The following is a 21,378-nucleotide window of genomic DNA, read 5'->3' on the forward strand; positions in this document are numbered from 1 at the left end:
TCATGCAAAAGCAGAAAGGGATCGTGCTATTTTTTTCACTAATTGTACTGCTGATTATGACGGTAATTGGTGTTGCGTTAGCAGTGAACTCTACGCAATCAATTCGAATGGCAGGCGCCGGTTCTGAGCGGGTAGAAGCCGTTGCTGTGGCTCGCGGTGCGCAAGACCGAGTTATTGCCAATAATAGCGGCACCAACCTGGCACTGATCCGCACTGTCACAACAATTGCGGATGGCACATTTGATGTGACTAATACACTAACGCCGTTATCAGATGGAGATGTCGACTGTATGAGAATGCTTCACCCAAATCAAGCCGGGATGATTGATTGCGTGCCAATGGAAATATCTAGTGAAGCAACCTTTGGTCGTAACGATATGGGACGATTAACGTTAGTTACTGGAATTGAACAAGAAGTTCTCGGTGGAACAGGGAATTAATGATGAAAATAAACAAGTGTCTTAAGTCCATTGTTGTATCTATTTCCATGGCAATGACAGTCGTTTCTGGTGTGAGTTATGCTGATGATACCGAGCTATATGTATTTGAATCGTCTGCACGTTCAGGTTCTCGCCCTCAAGTTCTTATTATCTTTGATAACTCAGGCAGTATGAGTACGGATGAATATACTGAGGAGTTTTATGATAGAGGGGAAACCGTCGATAACTCTACCAAGATTTATTACAGCAAAGGTGGAATAGGGGTTCCAGAGCTCACCAGCCCTAATCACTTCTTTGGCTCTGTTAATGGCTGCCAGTCATCGCGCAGGTATTTACGTTCTTATGGTATGTTCACTGGTTTTGTTCGCCAATATAGCTATACCGGTGAAAATGGTGAGTGGACAGAGCTCCCTGATACTTTAAATGGCAACGTCACTACGCTCGATTGTTTTGAGGACTTTGAAGATCGCGACAAACTGTATTTCGGCAATGCTAGCGGGATCGATAAAGGATTTCCGGTTGATAGCTTAGGCTCTAAAGAAAGTCCGGTTTTGTATACCTATGTTAATAAAAATTCAAATTCATCTGATATTGACTCTTCAGTTGAAACTGCAAAATTGACAAAATTTGGTACCGGTAAGTCAGTGACTTTTTATACTGAGCGTTACGTTAATTGGTATAACTCGACTAAAAGTAAGGGGTGGGAGTCGCGTTTAGATATTGCCAAACGGGTAATGGAAGATACGGTTGTTGCAACGCCTGGCGTAGATTTTGGTTTAGCGGTATTTAACGGAAACTATTACAGTGACCAAAATGGTGGGCGCGTGATCTCAGGGATAAAGCGTCTTAATCCAGCCGATAAAGTGTCTTTGATTAATACTATTAACGATCTTGGTGCTGATACTTGGACACCACTTTGTGAAACCTTATATGAATCTTACCGCTATTTTGCTGGTTTATCAGTTAAATACGGCTTGCAAGCTTCTGGCTTAACGCCTGATAGGGATACCTCAGTAGAAAAAAATGGTATCTATGAGTCGCCATTTAACGCGATGCAATGCTCTAGTAATGCCTATGTTGTTTACATTACGGATGGCTCTCCGACAAACGATACCAATGCTGATTATTATGTTAGCCGTATGAATGGTTACCGTTCATCAGATCGTGAAGGAGGCAGTTATTTGCCTGCACTGGCGAGTATTATGAACCGTAAAGACGTTAATACGTCAATGGATGGTGACCAGCATGTCTCCACTTTTACTATTGGCTTCAGTGATGGGGCTAACAGCGCTGCGCCTATTTTGAAGAAAACGGCAGAATTAGGTGGCGGTAAGTATTTTGCGGCTAAAGATGCATCGGCACTGCAATCCGCTTTACAAGAGGTTTTCTCTCAGATCCTAGAAGTTAATGCCAGTTTCACCTCTCCTTCCATTGCCAGCAATAACTTCGATAGAACACAAACCTTCGATTCTGTTTACTACGCAATGTTCTTGCCGAATAAAGGGCCGCGATGGCTTGGCAATATCAAGAAATTTAAGGTGACGGGTAATGGTGATATTGTCGATAAAAATGGTGCAAATGCCATTGGTGATGACGGTAACCTAAAGGATTCAGCTTGTTCGTATTGGACGCCTAATTCAGTTTGCTCTGCAGCAAGCGGTGGTGGTGACGGTAACGATGTGCGTACCGGCGGCGTGTTACATGAGTTACAAACTACAAGTACCAGTGACCGAACTATTTATGGTGATTTTGGTAACAATGGGAGCCTGTCTGCATTCAGCCGAAGTAATGCGGTAGCCAAAGCGGGCAGTGAAACAGCATTGGCAGCCTATATGGGCATAGATAAGTCGCAAATATCTAGCTACATTGATTGGGTAAAGGGTAAAGACACCGATGATGACGATAATGATAATTCGACATCTGATATTCGAGAAGATGTGTTTGGAGACCCGCTGCATTCTAAGCCGTTAGCGATTAACTTTGGTACTGAAGGCAATCCTGATCTTCGGATTGTATTAGGGACTAACCACGGCTTCCTGCACATGTTTAAAGATGAGGGTAACACCGTCTCAGAAACTTGGTCATTTATGCCCTATGAGCTGTTACCCAATATCAGAGAGTTAAGAGCCAATGTCCCAACTGGATTGCATTCAGTGTATGGCTTTGATAGTTCAACAGTGTCATTTGTGAAAACCAAAAGCTCTGGTGAAGTAGAAAAAGCTTGGCTATTTGCAGGAATGAGACGTGGTGGCAAGTCCTATTATGCGTTAGATATTTCCAACCCAGATAGCCCTAAAAAGCTTTGGAAGGTCAGTGCTAATGATCCCGGAATGGCTGAACTTGGGCAAACTTGGTCTGAACCTGTTGTGACTTACATTCCGGGCTGGCCAGCAGGCAATACTGAATACTCTAAAGCAAAACCGGTATTGATTTTTGGTGCAGGTTATTCACCAGCAACTAAAGATAGTGCAGCCGTTGGCACGAACGATTCTCAAGGTCGTGGAGTATTTATATTGGATGCCGAAACGGGGGCGTTAGTGCATTCGTTTGGTCCAAATAGCGGTGCTAATATCACTCAGATACCTGGTATAACAGACAGTATTCCTAATGCGGTAGCTATATTAGACAGTAATGGTGATAAGTTAACTGACCGTATCTATGCATCAGATACAGGTGCGAATGTATGGCGTATAGACTTACCAAGCGCTAATCCTAAGGATTCTAATAAACCATGGACAGCATTTAAATTTGCAGATTTAGGCGGGAATTCCGTCACCAGTGATAGACGTTTTTTCGTTGAGCCTGCAGTAGCCCAAACGGTGTTTACTAATATTGCCGAAGTTGATGTCACTGTTGGAGGGCAAACAAGCAGCACTACAACGTATCAAAGTGTGCCATATGATGCGGTGGTGATTGGCTCGGGCCATCGCCCACACCCTTTGGATGTAAAGCGAAATGATTACTTCTTTACCTTGCAAGATCGTAATGTAGTTACTCGCTCGTTTACCGGATCGGGTGATAATACTATCCCAAGTCCAATTAGCTTTAATAACCTCTACGATGTGACTTCAGGCTCCCCGGCAACAGATACCGAAAATATCGAGTTTGGCAAGACACTCGGTTGGTACTATAGCTTTGGCGGCGTGGGAGAAAAGAGTTTAGCTGCGGCAACAATTATCGAAGGGCGGGTGTTCTTCACTTCTTATGTGCCAGGCCAAGCCTCAGATGCTAACCAATGTTTAGTTAGCGGCGTTGGTCGTCTATATGGATTTGATCTTCACCGCGGGATCCGCTCATATACTCATGAGTATTTAGAAATGGGTGAGAGAGTACCCGATACCCCGCAGCTAGTTGTGCCACCAAATGGTTCAGATGACAGCTACATGTACCTTATTGGTATCGGTGCAGCAGGAGATAAAATGGAGCTTAAAGATTGCCCTGCAGGTAGTATAGATTGCCCACCGCCTCCTCCTTGTGCACCTGGTGACAATAAGTGTGTTGGTGGCGCATTAGGGGTAAACCGAATTTATTATCATGTAGACGAGTAGGTTAGATAGATGTTGAAACATAAAGGTTTTACCTTAATTGAGTTAATGATTACGGTCGCAATTATCGGCATTTTGGCATCAATCGCTTATCCATCATATGTAGAGTATGTGGCAAAAGGTGTTAGAGCTGATGGTTTATCGCTACTTGTTGAGGCGGCAAATAGACAGGAGCAGTTTTATTTAGATAATCGTGTTTATACAACAGACATGACCAATCTGGGCTTTGATAAAAGCCCATATGTGAGTGAAAGTGGTGATTACAGCCTGAGTAGCTCAACCGGAACGGGTAGCTTTACTTTGACGGCGACAGCATTGGCTGGACAAGCTAAAAGAGACAGCGAATGCGCGACAATAAAAATCACTGAAACTGGAGCAAAAACTCCTAAGGCGTGTTGGTAATGAAATGGCTTCTATTTCCTATATTGTCTTTTTCTGCGGCTGCAGTTGCACAGGACCAGCCAGTAGAAAAAGCAGAATATAAGTGTTTTGTAGAAACATCTGTGAGTAAGAAAGTAGTGTTTTATCGTTGGGAGGTTAATCGCTTTCAACGCAACATGAACCGTTTATCTGCTCGTAAAGTTCCAAATGATGGTCGCAGTAATAGACCTTATATTAAAGATGTCTTTGAGTGTGTTTTACTTGATGAGCCTTTCAAGAGTGCTGAAGCTAACGCGTTGGATAAAGTTACACCTAGATAAACATTTCTAGGTAAAAGAGGGGGGAAGTCATCGCAGTGGCTTTCAACTTGCAACCTAATAACCTTTAATGAACTTACCTCTTGATATATTTAAACATCAAAAGGAGTGTATTGCTGTTGCCATTTAGCTGCTACTTTTATTCTATTGTGGCAGCTAAAGATAGCAATTAGCTGCAAGTTAAGCCAGTGGCAGAAGAAGTACGCAGCTTTCCTGATGACATAATATCGACCGCTTTCGCATTCTCGTTGCTTTTACTAGAAGGGCAATAAATAATTTGTCTAGTACCGCCTGATGAAATTCCTGTCAACATCCCTTCGGGGTTAAAGCTGATAGAGCTTAAGTTATAGCTTACAAAATCATTGGAATTAAAAGCATCGACTTGTCTAATGACCTGATCTTTCACACCATTAGTACTATCAATCGTACCAATAGTGCCGTTATCGATAAAAATACTATAGCCACCTTGCCAGTTTGTGCCACAACTTGTACCTGATAATGGACAGACGGTAACGATAGCGCCGTAACTAATAGCATGGCTTCGAGCGACGGTTAAAGATTGCTGAATATTTCTAATGCTTGAGTCGCTACGAGAAGCTTCGTACATAGCTGTAAAGGAAGGGGCGGCAATACTGATCAATATGGTTGCAACGGCTAACGTCACCATTAGCTCAACAAGAGTGAAAGCTTTTATTGTATTTTTGTACTTTCTCATGGCGATTTCCTTTGCCTAATAACGCCATCAGTATATTACACTTTCGATGTATTTTCAGTAACCAAATCCGCCACTTTACATGCCAATATATTGGCTCGAAAGACTTTTTTGACTTTATTCGAGAAGACATTAACTGTATTAATTAGCAAAGGTTCTACAAGCCTTTAGTCACAACTGATATCCGTTTTCTTTGAGAAGCGGATTCGTCCCGACTGACTGACAATGATAGCTCTCGAGTATTCACTGTTTGCTGAATCTGGACAGTATTTTAATGTGCCGTTAGTACCAGAGGCGAGACCTTCAGGTTGAAACCGAATTGCCGATCGATTGTAACTAATGTAATCCTTTGAGTTAAATGGACCTATTTGATAAATAATTTTGTCATTACCATCAATAATATTAGACTGGCCTGAATCAGTAAAAATACTGATATTACCTTGCCAATCATTGCCACAGGCATGCGCCGTTAACGGACAGACTGTCACCCTAGAACCATAGGCAACCGCATGGTTTCTTGCCATCTGAATTGACTGCTGAATTTTTCTAATATTAGAATCGGATCGCACGCCTGCATATATAGAGTTAAAAGAAGGCACTGCAATTACTGTCAAGATGGTGGCAACAACTAAAGTCACCATGAGTTCAACTAAAGTGAATCCGCTTGATTTATAGTACATATTAACTCTTCCTTGAGTCAGTTTTAATATTTACATCCTGTAAATATTGGAGGGGTAAAGCTAAAGTGTAGCGTAAGGGTGACTAACTTAAGCGCTCATTGATATATTGTTCGGTTATATGAAGACTGCGTTTACTTTTGTGCTAACCCATAAATCACTTTAGACTTCATAGTTTTGCTACTGCATGATAAGCTACCGCGCAGTCAAATTAAGCCTTTCAGCAAGTTTTTAGGGAGTTTTACAATGAAAAAAGTCGAAGCCATTATTAAACCATTTAAGTTAGATGATGTGCGCGAATCACTTGCTGATATTGGTATTACAGGTATGACTGTTTCTGAAGTAAAAGGCTTCGGTCGTCAGAAGGGACATACCGAGCTTTACCGTGGTGCCGAGTACATGGTTGATTTCTTGCCTAAAGTTAAAATTGAGCTAGTCATTCAAGATGAGCTACTTGAGCAGGCCTTAGAAGTCATCGTCGATACGGCGCGAACCGGTAAGATTGGTGATGGTAAAATCTTCGTGACAGATATTGAGCGCGTGATTCGTATTCGCACCGGTGAAGAGAACGAAGAAGCGGTATAACGCTTAACGACTTTTTCGCATTATCTGTTATGACAAATAATGCGAAAAAGTAGAGTCTTACTTATATATTTAATTAAACTCGCGGTTTAGTTGAGGAGTCTCTAATAACAGGCTCAGGCTGGAAGATTTTAGCCAAATCAGACTTTTGGTCTCGGCGTTTAGCTATTAGCAGTTCTGTAGCAATATGTGCTATTTCTTCATTGGGCTGATGCACTGTCGTTAGCTTAGGCCAAGTTTGACGTGAAAATGGGCTGTCCTCAAATCCAACAATAGAGATATCTGCTGGAATATCTACCCCTTCGAGTCTTGCTGCAAATAATGCACCTGCGGCGATCTCATCATTACAAGCGACAATAGCCGTAGGTCTTAGCTGTTTTTCAAGTAAAATTTTAGCCCCTTGAACACCAGACTCAAATGAATACTTTCCATCAATAATATTGCTTTCATTGAGTGGGATATGGTTATCTTTTAATGCTTGTTTAAATCCGGCTAAACGTGCCTTGGTCGATTCATGTTCATGATCGCCACTCAAGAAAGCGATATTCTTATGGCCAAGATCAATCAAGTGCTGCGTAATTGAAATAGCACCGGATCTATCGTTAACCATAACTGCCAGTCCTGTGCCTGTTTCTACTTTATCCCCTGCGATAATGCGCACATAGCTAGCATCGATTTTGTCGAGTTCGGCTAGGATAATAGGATCTTCAGATAACGGCGGGGTTAACACCAAACCGGATAAACGGTTGTGCTTAACTAATTTAGTCAGCTCTTCACAAATATCTTTCGATTTAGAGTTGCAAGGGTGAATGAGCAGCTCGTAACCCAAATCTTTGCAAGCAGAAAGAATGCCGTTTTGCATATCGATGATGTAATAAGCATTAGGGTTATCATAAATAAAACCAATTACATATGACTTTGTACCAGCCAAGTTTCGCGCAGCCAAGTTGGGCTGGTAATTAAGTTCTGCGATCGCTGCATTCACTTTGTCGATAGTCTCTTGCTTTACCGAAGGCTCATTATTGGTAACCCGTGACACGGTTTTTATCGATACGCCGGCATATTTAGCGACATCATTTATGGTGACTTTCATTAAGCGAGATTCTCTTAGTTACACATTCTGTATTGCCAAATCATGGTAACACAAGATTAACAATTGGCACTGAGATGGTGCCATTTGCCCGTAAATTTAGCGGTATAGTGCGAAGTTTTATTCAAATTAGCAATGATAAGCTGGCAACTTTTATGTTTTTTTACCCAGATTAAAAAAAAGTCACTTATTGGTCACAATGTTTTCTGTTATTTAACTATATGTATTTTAATGATTATTAAGTCGTGCAATATCGGTCATTGTTATTTTATACAATTATAATGAGTGCGCTGGTTATTTTGTTGTGGCGTGGCTGTTAATAATTGTGTAATGTTTGCTCTAGACATGACAGCGTTGTCATTCCGCTTCTGGAATGGTTATGGATATAAAAAAAAGATAATAAGTTATGGAAGGGAAACGAGATGCGACCATCTACCTTTAAGAAAAGTGTACTAGCTACAAATATCGCGTTGCTAATGAGCGGCGCTATGTCTGTTTCTGCTATGGCAGCAGAGGCTGATGCGAAAGCGGCAGCTGCAGACGAAAACATTGAAAAAATTGAAGTTCGCGGCATGCGCGCTTCAATGAAAGCGTCAATCAATGAAAAAAGATTTTCAGATTCTGTTGTTGATGCCATTACCGCAGAAGATATTGGTAAGTTTCCCGATGGCGATGTGGGTGAGTCACTCGCTCGTATTCCGGGTGTTACGGTTAACCGTCAATTTGGCCAAGGCCAACAGGTTTCTATTCGTGGTGCATCAAGCCAGCTAACCCGTACCTTATTAAATGGCCACGCTGTTGCATCAACAGGTTGGTTCGATCAGCAAGCTATTGACCGTAGCTTTAACTACTCACTGCTACCGCCTGAGATGGTAAGTGGTATTGAGGTTTACAAGTCATCTCAAGCAGACCTTCCTGAAGGGGGCATTGGTGGTACGGTAATCGTTAAGACTCGTAAACCACTTGATTTAGATGCAAACACCGTTTTTATTAGCGCAAAAGGCGATTACGGTACGATTTCAGAAAGTATCGACCCTGAGCTTTCTGGTCTTTATAGCTGGAAAAATGATGATGAAAACTTTGGTGTTTTAGTCTCAGCAGCAGGTTCTGAAACTGACTACCAGCGTAACGGTATTGAAACACTGCTTGGTTGGGGTGAAATAGTCCCATCTACTTTCCAGCAAGACCGTAAACGTACCGCTATCAATGTGGCTGCACAGTACCGTCCAACCGATGCGCTAGAGTTTGGTCTGACTTATACCGGCTTAGAGATGAAAGCCAATAACGCCAATACCTCTATCTTCCTATTCCCAACTCAGCAAGGTGAGAATACCTGTAATCAAACAAATGCCGCAGGCGTTTGTACAGATATTACCCATACGGGTGAAGGTGGATTTGCTTGGGCTCAAACGTGGGCGCGTAAAGCAAAAATGACTTCAGATACGGTTGATTTTGATTTTAACTATGAAGCAGAAAACTTTACGCTTGATGGCCGTGTGGGTAACACTAAATCAGATGGTGGTACTAGCTTAACCTCTAACTATGGTAACTCAATTGGTCAGCCTGGCGACTTTGCAGGTCGTTACGATGCCACAGGTAAGATTATTGACATCGATATCGCTAAAAAAGACTTTGATGCAGGTGATTTCAATGGCGACCTGTCAACAGCTGCTTGGGCATTGAAGAAGCAGCCAAACAGTGACGAAGAAACCTATGCAGATTTAAACTTTACCATTCCTGTTGAGTTAGGTGCAATTACCTCATTCAAGACGGGCGTTCGTTATGCAGATCATGACGTAACACAGCAAACCGATATTGCAACTGTTGGTGACATTGCAGTGCGTGATCCATCATATTATTACAACGGTACAATCTCATCGGGTGCAGGCTTTACTCTGCCAAAACCTAACTTTGACGCAATGATCAACGATGCGAATGCCGCTATTACCGGTTTTGAGCGTGATAAGTCAGGTTATGGAACGCTGAATGAGAAAAATTTCGCTATGTACGCCATGGCAACATTCCAGTCTGAAGGTATTCGCGGTAACGTCGGCCTACGCTACGTGTCTAGTGACGTCACGTCTGATTATTATGCATTAAGTGATAGTGGTCAGTTTGATGATAACCTCAGTACCGATAAAGCCAGCTACAGCGATGTATTACCAAGCATTAATATTGCGTTTGATTTAACTTCAGATTTAATTTTACGTACAACCGCTGCTCAGGTGATGTCTCGTCCTAACTACTCTGAGTTGTTTGCGACATCGACCTTACCAGGTTTAAACGATGGTACGCCGCATAACGAAAAGTTAAACATTGGCTCTGTTTCACTTGACCCATTTAAAGCGACGCAGGCTGACGTGAGCCTTGAGTGGTATTTCGGTGGCGAAGGGCTTGCGGCGATTACCTACTTTATTAAAGACGTAAATTCATTTGTCTCTACTAAACAGAAGCTTAAACAACAGATTGGTATTGATGATAATGATGTAAAAGCTGATTGGGAAGAAAATGGTAACCCAAGTGCTTGTGGTGAAGGCGTATTTGACTGCTGGACAGTGAGTGAGAAATACAACGCCGATGGTGGTAGCATTGAAGGTGTTGAACTACAGCTTCAAGACTCTTTCGATAATGGTCTAGGTTACTCGGCTAACTATACCTTCGCTGATGCGAGCTCTCCATCAGAAAACTATCCAGATCAAGTGGGTGTGTTCTCTGATTCATCTAAGCACACCGTTAACTTGGTTGGCTTTTATGAGATGGATGCGTTATCTGCACGTGTAGCCTATAACTGGCGTAGTGAGTACATGATGCGTGAGCTTCCAGGTTTCTACGGTAACCGCCAGCACGAAGCATATGGAACACTTGATTTGAGTGCATCATACAGCGTAACAGAGTGGATGGACGTGACGTTCGAAGCGGTTAATATTTTGGAAGAAGATAGCGTTCAAACGGGTGTCGCTCCACTTGATGCTGAGGTTATCCCAGAGTTTAAAGCTGACTACCCAGTGTGGAGCTTTGAGGGCGAAGCACGTTACAAAGTTGGCGTAGCATTGCGCTTTTAAATAAATAAAAAATAGTTGTAATCTAAAAGCCCAGCATTTGCTGGGTTTTTTATTGAAGAAGTAAAATCAGTTAACGCTAATTAAACTCAGAGGCCCTTTTCGGGAAGTAAAATTAAGGCGGATAAGTGCTAGAGCTTGCTGTTTACTGGAGGTAATGATGGATATTAAAAGAGTTGCGATTGTAGGGGGCGGCACCGCGGGCTGGCTAGCGGCCAACCATTTAGGTAAAGCGCTGCTTAACAATGAGCAGCTATCAATCACCCTAATCGAGTCTCCAGATATTCCAACCATAGGGGTAGGAGAGGGTACTGTCCCTGCAATCCGTCAATCACTCAAAAGCTTTGGCATAAGTGAGACTGAATTTATTCGTCGCTGTGATGTGACTTTTAAGCAGTCAATAAAGTTTGTAAATTGGCTCGATAAAAACAGCCATGGTGAGGCTAATTTCTATCATCATCTGTTTGATATGCCCGCAGCAATGGGTGAAGAGTTAACCGCTCAATGGCTTGCTAAAAAAGATCGTGCTTACGCAGGAACAATATCGCCGCAACACGCAGTTTGTGAGGCATACAAGGCTCCTAAAACAATTACGGATGCTGAGTATAATGCGCCTTTGGGTTACGCCTATCACCTTAACGCTGCAAAGTTTGCTGAGCTATTAGGTGAGAATGCCAAAGAGCGCTTTCGAGTCGAACATATTCGCGCGAACGTCCAAGAGGTTGTGTTAGGGGCAGAGGGAGAGATCAAATCTTTAGTGACTGATACCAGTGGTACGCTTGAATTTGACTTTTATATCGACTGCAGTGGTTTCGCCTCCTTGCTAATTGACGGCTCATTAAAGGTGCCGTTTATCAGTAAGGCTGAGGAGTTGTTTGTCGATAAAGCCATCGTTGTACAGGTGCCTACCGCCAGTGATGCTATTATCCCACCGTTTACGATTTCCACGGCCCATCAAGCTGGTTGGATTTGGGATATTGCGCTAAGTAATCGACGCGGGATCGGCTTTGTGTACTGCTCTAAATACATGGATGATGTGACTGCGGTGAGTAAACTGGACAAGTATCTCGGTGGCAAGCTTTCTGAGCATCAGCACAGAATGATCCCGATGACGGTCGGCTATCGTGAGCGCTCGTGGGAGAAAAACTGCGTCGCATTGGGGTTAGCGCAGGGATTCTTAGAGCCATTAGAAGCAACATCTATCTTATTAACCGACTTTGCCGCAGGTTTTTTAGCCAGTCACTTTCCTCGCTCTACAGAGCAATTACCTGTGCTGAGGCAGCGCTTTAACCATGTAATGGAGTATGCCTGGGAGCGAGTGGTTGATTTTATCAAGTTGCATTACTGCTTATCTGATAGAACCGACTCTCTGTTTTGGATTGATAACCGCGATCCGCACACCATGTCAGATGAACTTAAAAAGCGCTTGGCCCTTTGGCAAGATTTTGTACCGAATAGAGAAGACTTCTTTAGTAAGTTTGAGGTTTTCGATTTAGAAAACTACCTCTATGTGCTTTATGGCATGCACTATACCACTGAGGTTAATCAGGAAAAAAGCGAACTGAATAGCAGCGCCTATCAGCAAAGGCTTGATGATATTTCAGCTCAGTTAATTACTGCTCTGCCAGAACACCGAGAGCTACTTGAAAAAATTAAGCGCTATGGTCTACAAAGGGTGTAGCGTCTAGCTATGCTCAAATAGCGCTTACGGAGAGCATCTAAGAATCGTGCACCTGGGAATAGTACTCAGAGGAATAGTACTCAGGGATAACATCCAGGGATAACGTACTAAGAGTACGGATTAGATCCTCTCCACTCTTTACCGTAAAGGGACTGCAGCTGTTGTTGATGAGGTGGAAAGTGCTGACTGACCAAATTAAAGTAGTGGTTAATGTCATCAATATTTACCGTGTTATCGCTTATTACGTTGTGTGTCGTATGTTGCTTAAAGCGGCTTTTCCCGGCTAATAAACAGTACCAACTCGGAGTCAGGTAGGCGGTATGGCTTTGCGTTTCTTCTAGTACCTTCTCAAGTTCGTCCTCTGCTGTATCCCAACCCGCACTTAGTGCTGCTGATTCTGTGAACGGTGGCATAGCTTGTGTGTTATTGATAATTGATGGGATCGCGATAGCACTGTCATTGAGCAAACTATCAGAATAGTCTCTGAATGGAGTGTTTAGGGGTTTACCAATGAGTAAGCCAGTAAACCCTGTGCAATGTCTGCAGAATCTATAACGGTAATGTTACAGCCTGCATTAGCCCAAGCGTGCTGCAGAAGGCTAGCACTCATCCAGCCAGCGGTGCCTCCACCGATAATAATGATATTTTTGGGGGGAGTCATAGACATGGTTTTGTGCACCTTCGGCAACAGTGAAATATCAGCCGTAAACTTACTGATATAGTTCACGGCTTAATTTGCTTATGAATTAATGGGTTAAATCATACTCGTTTTGTTTTTCAATAAGGCGAGGGATCTGCTGTAGTGACAGTAGGTGAGCATAAATTAACGGTAGTAACCCCTTTTCTTTTAGAGATAAAAACTCTTCATTGCTCAACTGATTTAAAGTTTGTTCATCAATGACATAAACCCCATCAATATTGATAGGTTGCTGACTTTGCGCAAGCTTTACGGTTAGTTGCTTGACGGTGAATAACTCTTTTGATGCGATTAACTGACAGATATTGTTTGTCTGTTCATTAAAGGCGGCTATCTCGAGTAATGCTTGAGTACGCTTCTTTAAGTATTCACTCTGCTCTTTATCATCGTTAAACACTCGCTGGGCAGTTTCATTTGATTCTGTAACTAATGAGCTGCTGGTATCAATACAGACAAGCACATTATCACTATCTTGGGAGGTTTTGACTAAAGAAAGAGGGGCATTGTTAAAGCCTCGAGGTCTCACTGCTGCTGGCCAGTCACTAGTTTGGCAATACAGGTTTAGGCTATTTTTTATCCCCATCATAGCGACGGGAATAAACTGACCTGTTTCGCTGTTTTTTACAAAAACGAGTGGAAACTCTGTCGCTAACTGGTGAAATTCATGGAAAACCACCGGGATAAGGTTTTGATCGGCAAAGCGACTGTAGTCCTGTGACTCGCTAATGAGTAAGTTAAGGTGGTTGTCAGAGTTAAGCGGGACGATATTATTGTTCATTTTTATGGGTCCTTTACTACAGCTATTTAGACTGTGAAATGTAGAGCCGTGAATATTGATTAGCAAACCTTGAGCGATAACGGTTAAGTTGATAAGCATATTTCAGCCTAAACTAGGCTATTGCTTATGTGTGCAGCTTGTTAACGTTAGGTATACTGATAAGTGATAGCCCTGTCAATGAATGACCTGGGGCCGCTGAGGTTTTTTTCTTCAAGCATTGCAATTAGCAAGTATCGAAATGGAGGAAACTGAGTACTCTATGGCTGCGAATGACGTTAGCTTTAGGATATAAAAGTAATCTAAATATCAACGATGCTAGAGTATCTATTTGTTTTTTATGGAATTTTAATTTCGCTACCAAGGGGGGAGAGTGATTTTAATATCGAATGTAAGAAAAATGTAGTTGTTTTGTGTGCTTTTGTGTATATTTAAATGACAGCGTTGTCATCTGCTTGTGTGACAAGTTGTTTGTAAGGTTGACATGAAGAGGATGAGGTCTCCTGTTCATGTTTTTGACAAACGCTATGTTTGTTACTCCTATATAGTCTCTCCCCAGAAACTAGTATGGGCCGAGTGCTTTATGAGTACTCGGCCATTTTTTTATCTGGCACAATGGTAGAGATGTTTAGGATGGTGTATCGGGATTCGCTTACTTCTTAAGGGGAGGAGGTGGCGAGGCAAATCCCTGTAAAAAATTAAGTTATTTCACCTTTAATATAAGAATATAGATAACGAGGCAAGTAATGAAAATTAACGTGGTCGTCGCCGCAATGGCATTAGCATTAACAGCAAGTGCTTGCTCTAATCCAAATGACTCCCCTGCAAGTTTGCAGGCATCTAGCCCGCAGACAGTAAATCAAGATGTGTTGACGCAATCTGTCCTTAACAAGATTGCTGATACCCTCGATGTTCAATATACCGTTGTAACCAATGTTCCCGATGATAACTGTGATAAAAACATAGGTGATGGACGGTGTTTCTTAGCCGAAATTGCACTCACTTCCCAAATGGATATCAGCAATAAAGACTGGTCTATCTATTTCTCTCAGATGCGTCCGATCCAAAGCATCGTTGGCGATGAGTTCGATATTACGCGAGTGCAGGGTGACTTACACAAAATCACTCCTGCCGCGGGCTTTAGAGGGCTTAAGCAAGGCGAAACTAAAACCATCCAGTTTAGAGGCGAGCTGTGGCAACTTTCAGAAATTGATGCCATGCCAAATTACTATATCGTTGCTGAAGGCCTTGAGCCCGTCATTATACGTAGTACACAAGTCACGGTTGATCCTGAAACGGGCATGGAGGTGCGTCCTTATGTCACAGCCTTTACCAATAGCGAAACTCAATATAAGCGCCGTGAGACCGACAAGCTCGAGTGGGCGACAAGCTCAGTGCTCTACCGCAATAACCTCGTTACGCCTAACAATGCAGCCTTGGCCGACAATAGCATTTTACCGACACCAACTAAGGTTAGCGTTAAAGCAGGTGAAAAGCCGCTATCGTTAGTGTCTGGACTCAATGTCGACTTTAACGATGTTGATTCTGCCGTCGTCGGCGCAGCGCTACAAAGATTAGCGCGAATTGGTGTGAGTCAAAGTGATAAAGGGCTCAAGACCGTGCTATTGCCATTAACGTCGCCAGCGACTACAGGACAATATCGTTTGGATATTTCTCCTGAGATGATCAGTATTTCTGCCGCCGATGACGCGGGCTTCTCATATGGTCTTGCCTCATTGGCATCTCTTGTCGATGCCAATACGTTAGAGGTTAACCCAATGCTGGTGGAAGACTCACCACGTTACGATTTTCGCGGCATGCATATCGATGTCTCGCGTAACTTCCATAGCAAACAGTTGATTTTAGACCTGCTAGATCAAATGGCAGCATACAAGCTTAACAAGCTGCACCTGCACATGGCCGATGATGAAGGTTGGCGTTTAGAGATTGCAGATCTTCCTGAGCTGACAGAGGTTGGCAGTAAGCGTTGTCATGATCTCAATGAAGATAGCTGTTTATTGCCTCAGCTGGGTAGTGGCCCCTTTAGCGATGCTAAAGTGAATGGCTACTATAGCAAAGCCGATTACATTGAAATTCTAAAATACGCTAACGCAAGACAAATCCAAGTGATCCCATCGATGGATATGCCAGGTCACTCACGCGCAGCGATTAAGTCAATGGAAGCAAGGTATCGCACCTTGATGGCTGCAGATAAAGCCGAAGCAGCAAAACAATATCTATTGTCCGACAGCGAAGATAAAACGGTTTATTCATCAATACAGTACTACAACGACAACACCTTGAATGTGTGTATGGAATCGACCTTTACCTTTATTGATAAAGTCATTGATGAAATCGCTGCGATGCACAAACAAGCGGGTGTGCCGCTTAACCTTTATCACATAGGTGCCGATGAAACGGCTGGTGCTTGGTTAGCGTCTCCAGCATGTAAGGCCTTTATTGCTAATAATGATAAAGGCGTAACTAGCATGGAAGAGCTCGGTGCTTACTTTATTGAAAGAACGGCTAAGTTACTTGCTGATAAAGGTATTGAAGCTGCAGGTTGGAGTGATGGTATGAGCCATACTCGCCCTGAAAACATGCCCAAACAAGTCCAATCAAATATTTGGGACGTAGTCGCTCATGGCGGTTATCAACGCGCTCACACCCAGGCTAATCTTGGTTGGCAGGCTGTGTTAGGTCAACCTGAAGTCTTATATTTTGACTTCCCGTATGAGGCCGACCCTAAAGAGCACGGCTATTACTGGGCGAGTCGTAATACCAACTCACAGAAAATACATAGCTTTATGCCGGGTAACTTACCAGCCAATGCAGAGCAATGGACAGACATCGAAAACTTGCCTTTTGAAGCCGATGATACGCTTAAAAAAGATAAAGCGGGTAACATCATTAGCGGACCATTAAAAGCCTCAATGCAATTTACGGGTATTCAAGGTCAGCTATGGAGTGAGACGGTACGCAGTGATGATGTTGCTGAATACATGATGTTTCCACGGGTGATGATGTTGGCTGAGCGCGCATGGCATAAGCCACAGTGGGAGGTGCCATATCAGTTCCAAGGTGCGGTCTACAATCAGCAAAGTGATTATTTCACGAAAGAGATGCGCCAAGCTCAAGCCCAAGATTGGCACCGCGTGGCAAATACCTTGGGTGCTAAAGAGCTACTTAAGCTGGATAAGGCTGATATTGCCTATCGAGTACCGACACCGGGCGCTGTCATCAAAGATGGAAAATTGTTTGCTAATGTCATTTTCCCAGGACTTGAAATTGAGTATCGTTCAGCTGGTGGACAGTGGCAGGCATATTCCGATGGTGTAGCAATTACCACACCTGTTGAAGTGCGTGTGATTGCGGCGGATGGTAAGCGTAAAGGACGTACATTAGTTGTTAGGTAACAATTGCTCAACAGGTGTGTAATTGTACGTGTAGCGAGTCAACAAGCTTGAACGTAGTAGTGCTAAAGGCATTGCTACGTTTTTTTGCTTTTAATAAGCAAGCTTAAAAAACAAATGACAACGCTGTCATTAATATTGTAACATGAGGTTAACTTAGTGGGTTTTATTTGCGCTATGAGTGTATAAAACCCTGACCCATTCTGTGCTAAAAGAATGAGAACAATAAAGAGGTCTGTCATGGGCATGAGCCAGTTGAAACAAGAGTCCCTATACATTGGAATCGACGGTGGTGGCAGTAAGTGCCGTGCAACAATTTACACTCGTGATTATCGTATTTTAGGTACGGGTGTCGCAGGGCGCGCCAATCCACTTCATGGCTTAGCTCAAACATTTGAATCTATTGAAGCGTCAACTCAATTAGCACTGGCTGATGCGGGTCTTGCTCCTGCTGATGGCAAGCGATTAATTGCAGGCCTTGGTCTAGCGGGCGTTAATGTGCCTAGGCTTTATCAAGATATTGCGACTTGGCAGCATCCGTTTGCCAGTATGTATTTGACGACTGATTTACATACTGCCTGTATTGGTGCACACCAAGGCCAAGATGGCGCGGTTATCATTACAGGTACCGGCTCTTGTGGTTACGCTCGAGTCGCAGAGAAAGAGCTGTTCTTAGGTGGTCATGGCTTTGCATTAGGCGATAAAGGAAGCGGCGCTTGGCTTGGTCTAAAGGCCAGTGAGAGCGCGTTATTAGATTTAGATGGTTTTGGTGAAAAAACCTTATTAAGTCAGCGACTATATGATTACTTTGAGGTTAATAGCGCATTAGGCATTGTTGAAAATCTCGCTGGCCAGTCATCGAGTACCTATGCCAAGCTTGCTAGAGTCGTGTTTGAATGTGCGGCGCAAAACGATGGCGTCGCTCTAGATATAGTCCGAGAAGGCGCGGGCTATATTAGCCAGCTTGCTAGGAAATTATTTGAGCTTAATCCACCACGATTTTCAATGATAGGTGGGTTAGCAGAGCCACTAGCTGCGTGGTTAGACGAAGATGTCTTAAGCAAGTTGTCACCGACTTTACAGCCGCCAGAGTGGGGCGCTGCTTTTTATGCTCAGCAACAGCATGCTAACGCTTGAGCGCTAAATGCAACCAGATTGATCGATACTAGATAGAAAAACAGATGTAGAACAAATACCGCCATACTTGAGTAAGTGAGAATAAAATGAAACAGACGATAATTGCAGATCGCGTGTTTGATGGAACCCGGTTCCATACTGACTTGCCTATCACGTTTGAAGACGGCCATATATTGGCGTTTGATACGGTACAGGGGGCTAGCGAGTCACGCGTAAGCGGCTTTATTGCCCCAGGCTTTATTGATGTACAAGTGAATGGTGGTGGCGGCGTATTATTTAATGCCTCTCCGAATTTAAGAGGCATTGAAGCCATTGGCCAGGCTCATGCAAAATTTGGTACTACGGCTTATCTACCGACACTCATTACCGATGATGTCAGTGTTATGCGTCAGGCCGCTGATGCGGTTGCCGAGGCGGTAAAGTTAAATAGTGCTGGGGTTATTGGTGTGCATTTTGAAGGGCCGCACTTAAGTGTGCCTAAAAAAGGTGTGCACCCGCAGCCACATATCAGGCGTATTTCTGATGCAGAGCTTGAAGTCTTTAGTCGTCAAGATTTGGGCATAAAAGTGGTCACCCTCGCACCTGAAAATGTGAGCCCTGACGTCATAGAGGCTTTAGTTAAGGCTGATGTAAGAGTGTGTCTAGGCCACTCTAATGCAGATTACGAGACGGTGAAAAGAGCACTCAAAGCTGGCGCTTCAGGTTTTACTCACCTGTTTAATGCTATGTCTGCATTAGATTCAAGAAACCCGGGTATGGTCGGTGCTGCGCTGGAGAGTCAAGATGCTTGGTGTGGTTTAATTGTTGATGGCCACCATGTACATCCTGCTTCGGCAAGAGTGGCAATCAATGCTAAGCCTAAAGGTAAGGTGATGTTGGTTACTGATGCTATGCCGCCAGTTGGGCTGGAGGAAGAGGTCAGTTTTGAGCTGTTTGGTACTCAGGTGTTGCGTGTAGGCGATAGGCTTAATGCTATAACGGGCGAGCTTGCTGGCTGTGTGCTTGATATGGCTGGCGCCGTGGCTAATACCATCAATATGTTAGGCATTGAACCTGCCGAAGCTCTGCGAATGGCATCGTTATATCCTGCTGAGTTTCTAGGGGTAAGTAATAAGATGGGAACGCTCAAGCTTGGCGGGCAGGCTGATATGGTGCTGGTGGATAATAACTATGGTATTGAGCAGACCTTTATTGCTGGAGAGGTCGTTTTTAAGCGTTAACTTGTCTAGTTAAGTTTGCTCATGAGCTTATGTTGGGAGCCGCCATATTAGTGACTTTGTGCTTGGGTAACGCTGTGTTGAGAGCCACTTTATTAAGGATGTCTTCATTGATAACCTTTTATTAAGAAGTCTTTACTAATAACTTTCTGGTTAAGTCGTTAAGAAGCCCTCATCTAAGTCATCGCTATCAATCAAAATCTCGGTAGCGAATACTGACTTGATAAAATGAAGGCTTTATTTTTACCCATTACAAAAAGTCATAGAAAGGGTCGTTAAAATGACAATAATAACAAATAACCCCCAATCGAATGAAAAGCCCCGAGTAAAGCTTAGACTCAAGTCTTTAGATGCTCTGCGTGGCTTTGATATGTTCTGGATCTTAGGCGGTGAGGCGATATTTGCAGCTCTGCTGGTGCTAACGGGCTGGGCTGGTTTTAAGTGGTTTGATGCACAGATGCATCACAGTGCTTGGAATGGCTTTACTTTTTATGATTTGATTTTCCCTCTATTTATCTTCCTATCTGGCGTCGCGCTAGGCTTATCGCCTAAACGCCTTGATAAGTTACCCATACCCCAGCGCTTACCTTTATATAAACATGCGATAAAGCGACTCTTGCTGTTGCTACTTTTTGGCGTAATTTATAACCATGGTTGGGGGACTGGGGCACCATTTGTCCCCGCTGATGTTCGCTATGCCAGTGTGTTAGGTAGAATCGCTTTTGCGTGGTTTTTTTGTGCTTTTCTGGTTTGGCATACTAGCCTGCGGACCCAAGTTATTACCGCCATTACGGTGCTAGTTGTTTACGCTTTACTACAAGCGTTTCCTGTTATAACCCTTGATAACAGCGGTGCTTTTAGCATGACAGGATCAATTAATGCAGCCGTTGATAGCCTGCTATTGCCTGGTGTTATATATCAACATGCTGCGGTCGACCCTGAGGGGATCCTTTCGACTATTCCTGCAGTGGTTAATGGTTTGATGGGCGTATTTGTGGGGCACTTTATCGTTAAACCACATGCTAAAGGTGAATGGTTTAAGGTGATAGTATTAACAGTGTCAGGTGTAGCTTTAGTTACACTAGGCTGGATTTTGTCTCCTTTTATCCCAGTGAATAAAACACTATGGACCAGTAGCTTTACCTTAGTCACATCTGGTTGGAGCATACTATTATTAGCACTATTTTATGCCATCATCGATGTCATTAAAGTGCAGAAGTGGGCCTTTTTCTTTACGGTTATCGGCTGCAACTCCATCGTGATTTATATTGCGTCCAGTATCGTCAATTGGCAATACACCGCAAACAGCCTATTTGGTGGGGTGATCTCAAGTCTGCCAGATAATGCGCAGACACTTGCAAGCGTCATTGGCTTATTACTGGTGCAGTGGTTAGTACTGTACTGGATGTATAAGCGCGAGATTTTCATCAAGGTTTAAGTTGTTAGCCTTAAACTTAAGTTAAATCTAACTCTAAAGCTAAATCTTAAACTTGGGTTTTATACTGCCAGTGAGTAAGCGAGGCAAGTTTAACTAAGTTAAATAGGTTTTTTAAGTAAAAATGACAGCGTTGTCTTTTTTGTAATAATGCTTTAACATCGATGAAACATTAGGTTTGAAAGCAGCCTAAAGTGGAAAGTGACAGTAGGAAATATAA

17 protein-coding genes and 1 pseudogene are annotated in these 21,378 nt (G+C 43.2%); 11 read left to right on the plus strand and 7 right to left on the minus strand.

What is annotated here, in order from left to right; translation table 11 throughout:
* The first annotated feature begins 2 nt into the window (after positions 1-2).
* From ACVBIL_RS00390 to ACVBIL_RS00405, 4 genes are read left to right on the plus strand one after another with little or no spacing between them, the layout of a single operon-like run.
* Positions 3-440 carry a pilus assembly PilX family protein gene (locus ACVBIL_RS00390; RefSeq protein WP_447165023.1) on the plus strand — a complete coding sequence of 146 codons (438 nt, stop codon included), beginning with the start codon at positions 3-5 and terminating at the stop codon, positions 438-440.
* 2 nt (positions 441-442) lie between these two features.
* Entirely contained in the window at positions 443-3,988 is a 3,546-nt protein-coding gene (locus ACVBIL_RS00395) for a pilus assembly protein (RefSeq protein WP_447165024.1), read from the plus strand.
* Positions 3,989-3,997: 9 nt separating this feature from the next.
* Entirely contained in the window at positions 3,998-4,387 is a 390-nt protein-coding gene (locus ACVBIL_RS00400; protein ID WP_447160465.1) for a type IV pilin protein, read from the plus strand.
* On the plus strand, positions 4,387-4,686 hold the full coding sequence (locus ACVBIL_RS00405; protein WP_447160466.1) for a TapY2 family type IVa secretion system protein: 300 nt from the start codon (positions 4,387-4,389) through the stop codon (positions 4,684-4,686). Before ACVBIL_RS00400 ends, ACVBIL_RS00405 begins: the two co-directional genes overlap by 1 nt.
* 166 nt (positions 4,687-4,852) lie before the next feature.
* On the opposite strand, the gene ACVBIL_RS00410 is transcribed toward ACVBIL_RS00405, so the two are convergent.
* Together ACVBIL_RS00410 and ACVBIL_RS00415 are read right to left on the minus strand one after the other, a co-directional pair.
* The gene (locus ACVBIL_RS00410; protein ID WP_447165025.1) at positions 4,853-5,398 is read right to left on the minus strand and encodes a GspH/FimT family pseudopilin; all 546 of its coding nucleotides are present in this window, start codon (positions 5,396-5,398) and stop codon (positions 4,853-4,855) included.
* 164 nt (positions 5,399-5,562) lie between these two features.
* A complete protein-coding gene (locus ACVBIL_RS00415) occupies positions 5,563-6,075 on the minus strand; it encodes a GspH/FimT family pseudopilin (protein WP_447160468.1) in 513 nt (170 codons plus the stop codon).
* A gap of 243 nt (positions 6,076-6,318) precedes the next feature.
* On the opposite strand from ACVBIL_RS00415, the gene ACVBIL_RS00420 reads away from it, so the two are divergent.
* Positions 6,319-6,657 carry a P-II family nitrogen regulator gene (locus ACVBIL_RS00420; RefSeq protein ID WP_012154353.1) on the plus strand — a complete coding sequence of 113 codons (339 nt, stop codon included), beginning with the start codon at positions 6,319-6,321 and terminating at the stop codon, positions 6,655-6,657.
* A 73-nt stretch (positions 6,658-6,730) separates the two neighbouring features.
* Here ACVBIL_RS00420 and ACVBIL_RS00425 read toward each other — a convergent pair whose 3' ends face one another.
* On the minus strand, positions 6,731-7,747 hold the full coding sequence (locus tag ACVBIL_RS00425) for a LacI family DNA-binding transcriptional regulator (protein WP_447165026.1): 1,017 nt from the start codon (positions 7,745-7,747) through the stop codon (positions 6,731-6,733).
* A gap of 419 nt (positions 7,748-8,166) precedes the next feature.
* On the opposite strand from ACVBIL_RS00425, the gene ACVBIL_RS00430 reads away from it, so the two are divergent.
* Both ACVBIL_RS00430 and ACVBIL_RS00435 read left to right on the plus strand, forming a co-directional pair.
* Positions 8,167-10,806 (plus strand): TonB-dependent receptor, encoded by a 2,640-nt coding sequence (locus tag ACVBIL_RS00430; protein WP_447165027.1) that lies wholly within the window; start codon positions 8,167-8,169, stop codon positions 10,804-10,806.
* Positions 10,807-10,963: 157 nt separating this feature from the next.
* A complete protein-coding gene (locus ACVBIL_RS00435; RefSeq protein WP_447165028.1) occupies positions 10,964-12,484 on the plus strand; it encodes a tryptophan halogenase family protein in 1,521 nt (506 codons plus the stop codon).
* Between the two features lie 107 nt (positions 12,485-12,591).
* Here ACVBIL_RS00435 and ACVBIL_RS00440 read toward each other — a convergent pair whose 3' ends face one another.
* The 4 genes and pseudogenes from ACVBIL_RS00440 to ACVBIL_RS00455 form a co-directional block, all read right to left on the minus strand.
* Entirely contained in the window at positions 12,592-12,897 is a 306-nt protein-coding gene (locus ACVBIL_RS00440) for a hypothetical protein (RefSeq protein WP_447165029.1), read from the minus strand.
* Positions 12,898-12,915: 18 nt separating this feature from the next.
* A pseudogene (locus ACVBIL_RS00445) lies at positions 12,916-12,996 on the minus strand (hypothetical protein); the annotation flags it as partial.
* Positions 12,981-13,151 (minus strand): tryptophan 7-halogenase, encoded by a 171-nt coding sequence (locus ACVBIL_RS00450; protein ID WP_447165030.1) that lies wholly within the window; start codon positions 13,149-13,151, stop codon positions 12,981-12,983. The gene ACVBIL_RS00450 and the pseudogene ACVBIL_RS00445, both read right to left, overlap by 16 nt.
* Before the next feature lie 79 nt (positions 13,152-13,230).
* On the minus strand, positions 13,231-13,959 hold the full coding sequence (locus ACVBIL_RS00455; protein WP_447165031.1) for a SapC family protein: 729 nt from the start codon (positions 13,957-13,959) through the stop codon (positions 13,231-13,233).
* A gap of 743 nt (positions 13,960-14,702) precedes the next feature.
* On the opposite strand from ACVBIL_RS00455, the gene ACVBIL_RS00460 reads away from it, so the two are divergent.
* The 4 genes from ACVBIL_RS00460 to nagX all read left to right on the plus strand — a co-directional run bounded on the left by ACVBIL_RS00460 (position 14,703) and on the right by nagX (position 21,161).
* Positions 14,703-17,372: a family 20 glycosylhydrolase gene (locus tag ACVBIL_RS00460; RefSeq protein WP_447165032.1), complete on the plus strand. Its 2,670-nt coding sequence runs from the start codon at positions 14,703-14,705 to the stop codon at positions 17,370-17,372.
* A 237-nt stretch (positions 17,373-17,609) separates the two neighbouring features.
* On the plus strand, positions 17,610-18,506 hold the full coding sequence (gene nagK, locus ACVBIL_RS00465) for an N-acetylglucosamine kinase (protein ID WP_447165033.1): 897 nt from the start codon (positions 17,610-17,612) through the stop codon (positions 18,504-18,506).
* 86 nt (positions 18,507-18,592) lie between these two features.
* Entirely contained in the window at positions 18,593-19,726 is a 1,134-nt protein-coding gene (gene nagA, locus ACVBIL_RS00470) for an N-acetylglucosamine-6-phosphate deacetylase (protein WP_447165034.1), read from the plus strand.
* Between the two features lie 277 nt (positions 19,727-20,003).
* A complete protein-coding gene (gene nagX / locus ACVBIL_RS00475) occupies positions 20,004-21,161 on the plus strand; it encodes a transmembrane glucosamine N-acetyltransferase NagX (protein ID WP_447165035.1) in 1,158 nt (385 codons plus the stop codon).
* Positions 21,162-21,378 lie beyond the last annotated feature (217 nt).

The sequence above is a fragment of the Shewanella sp. 125m-7 genome, assembly GCF_052977045.1.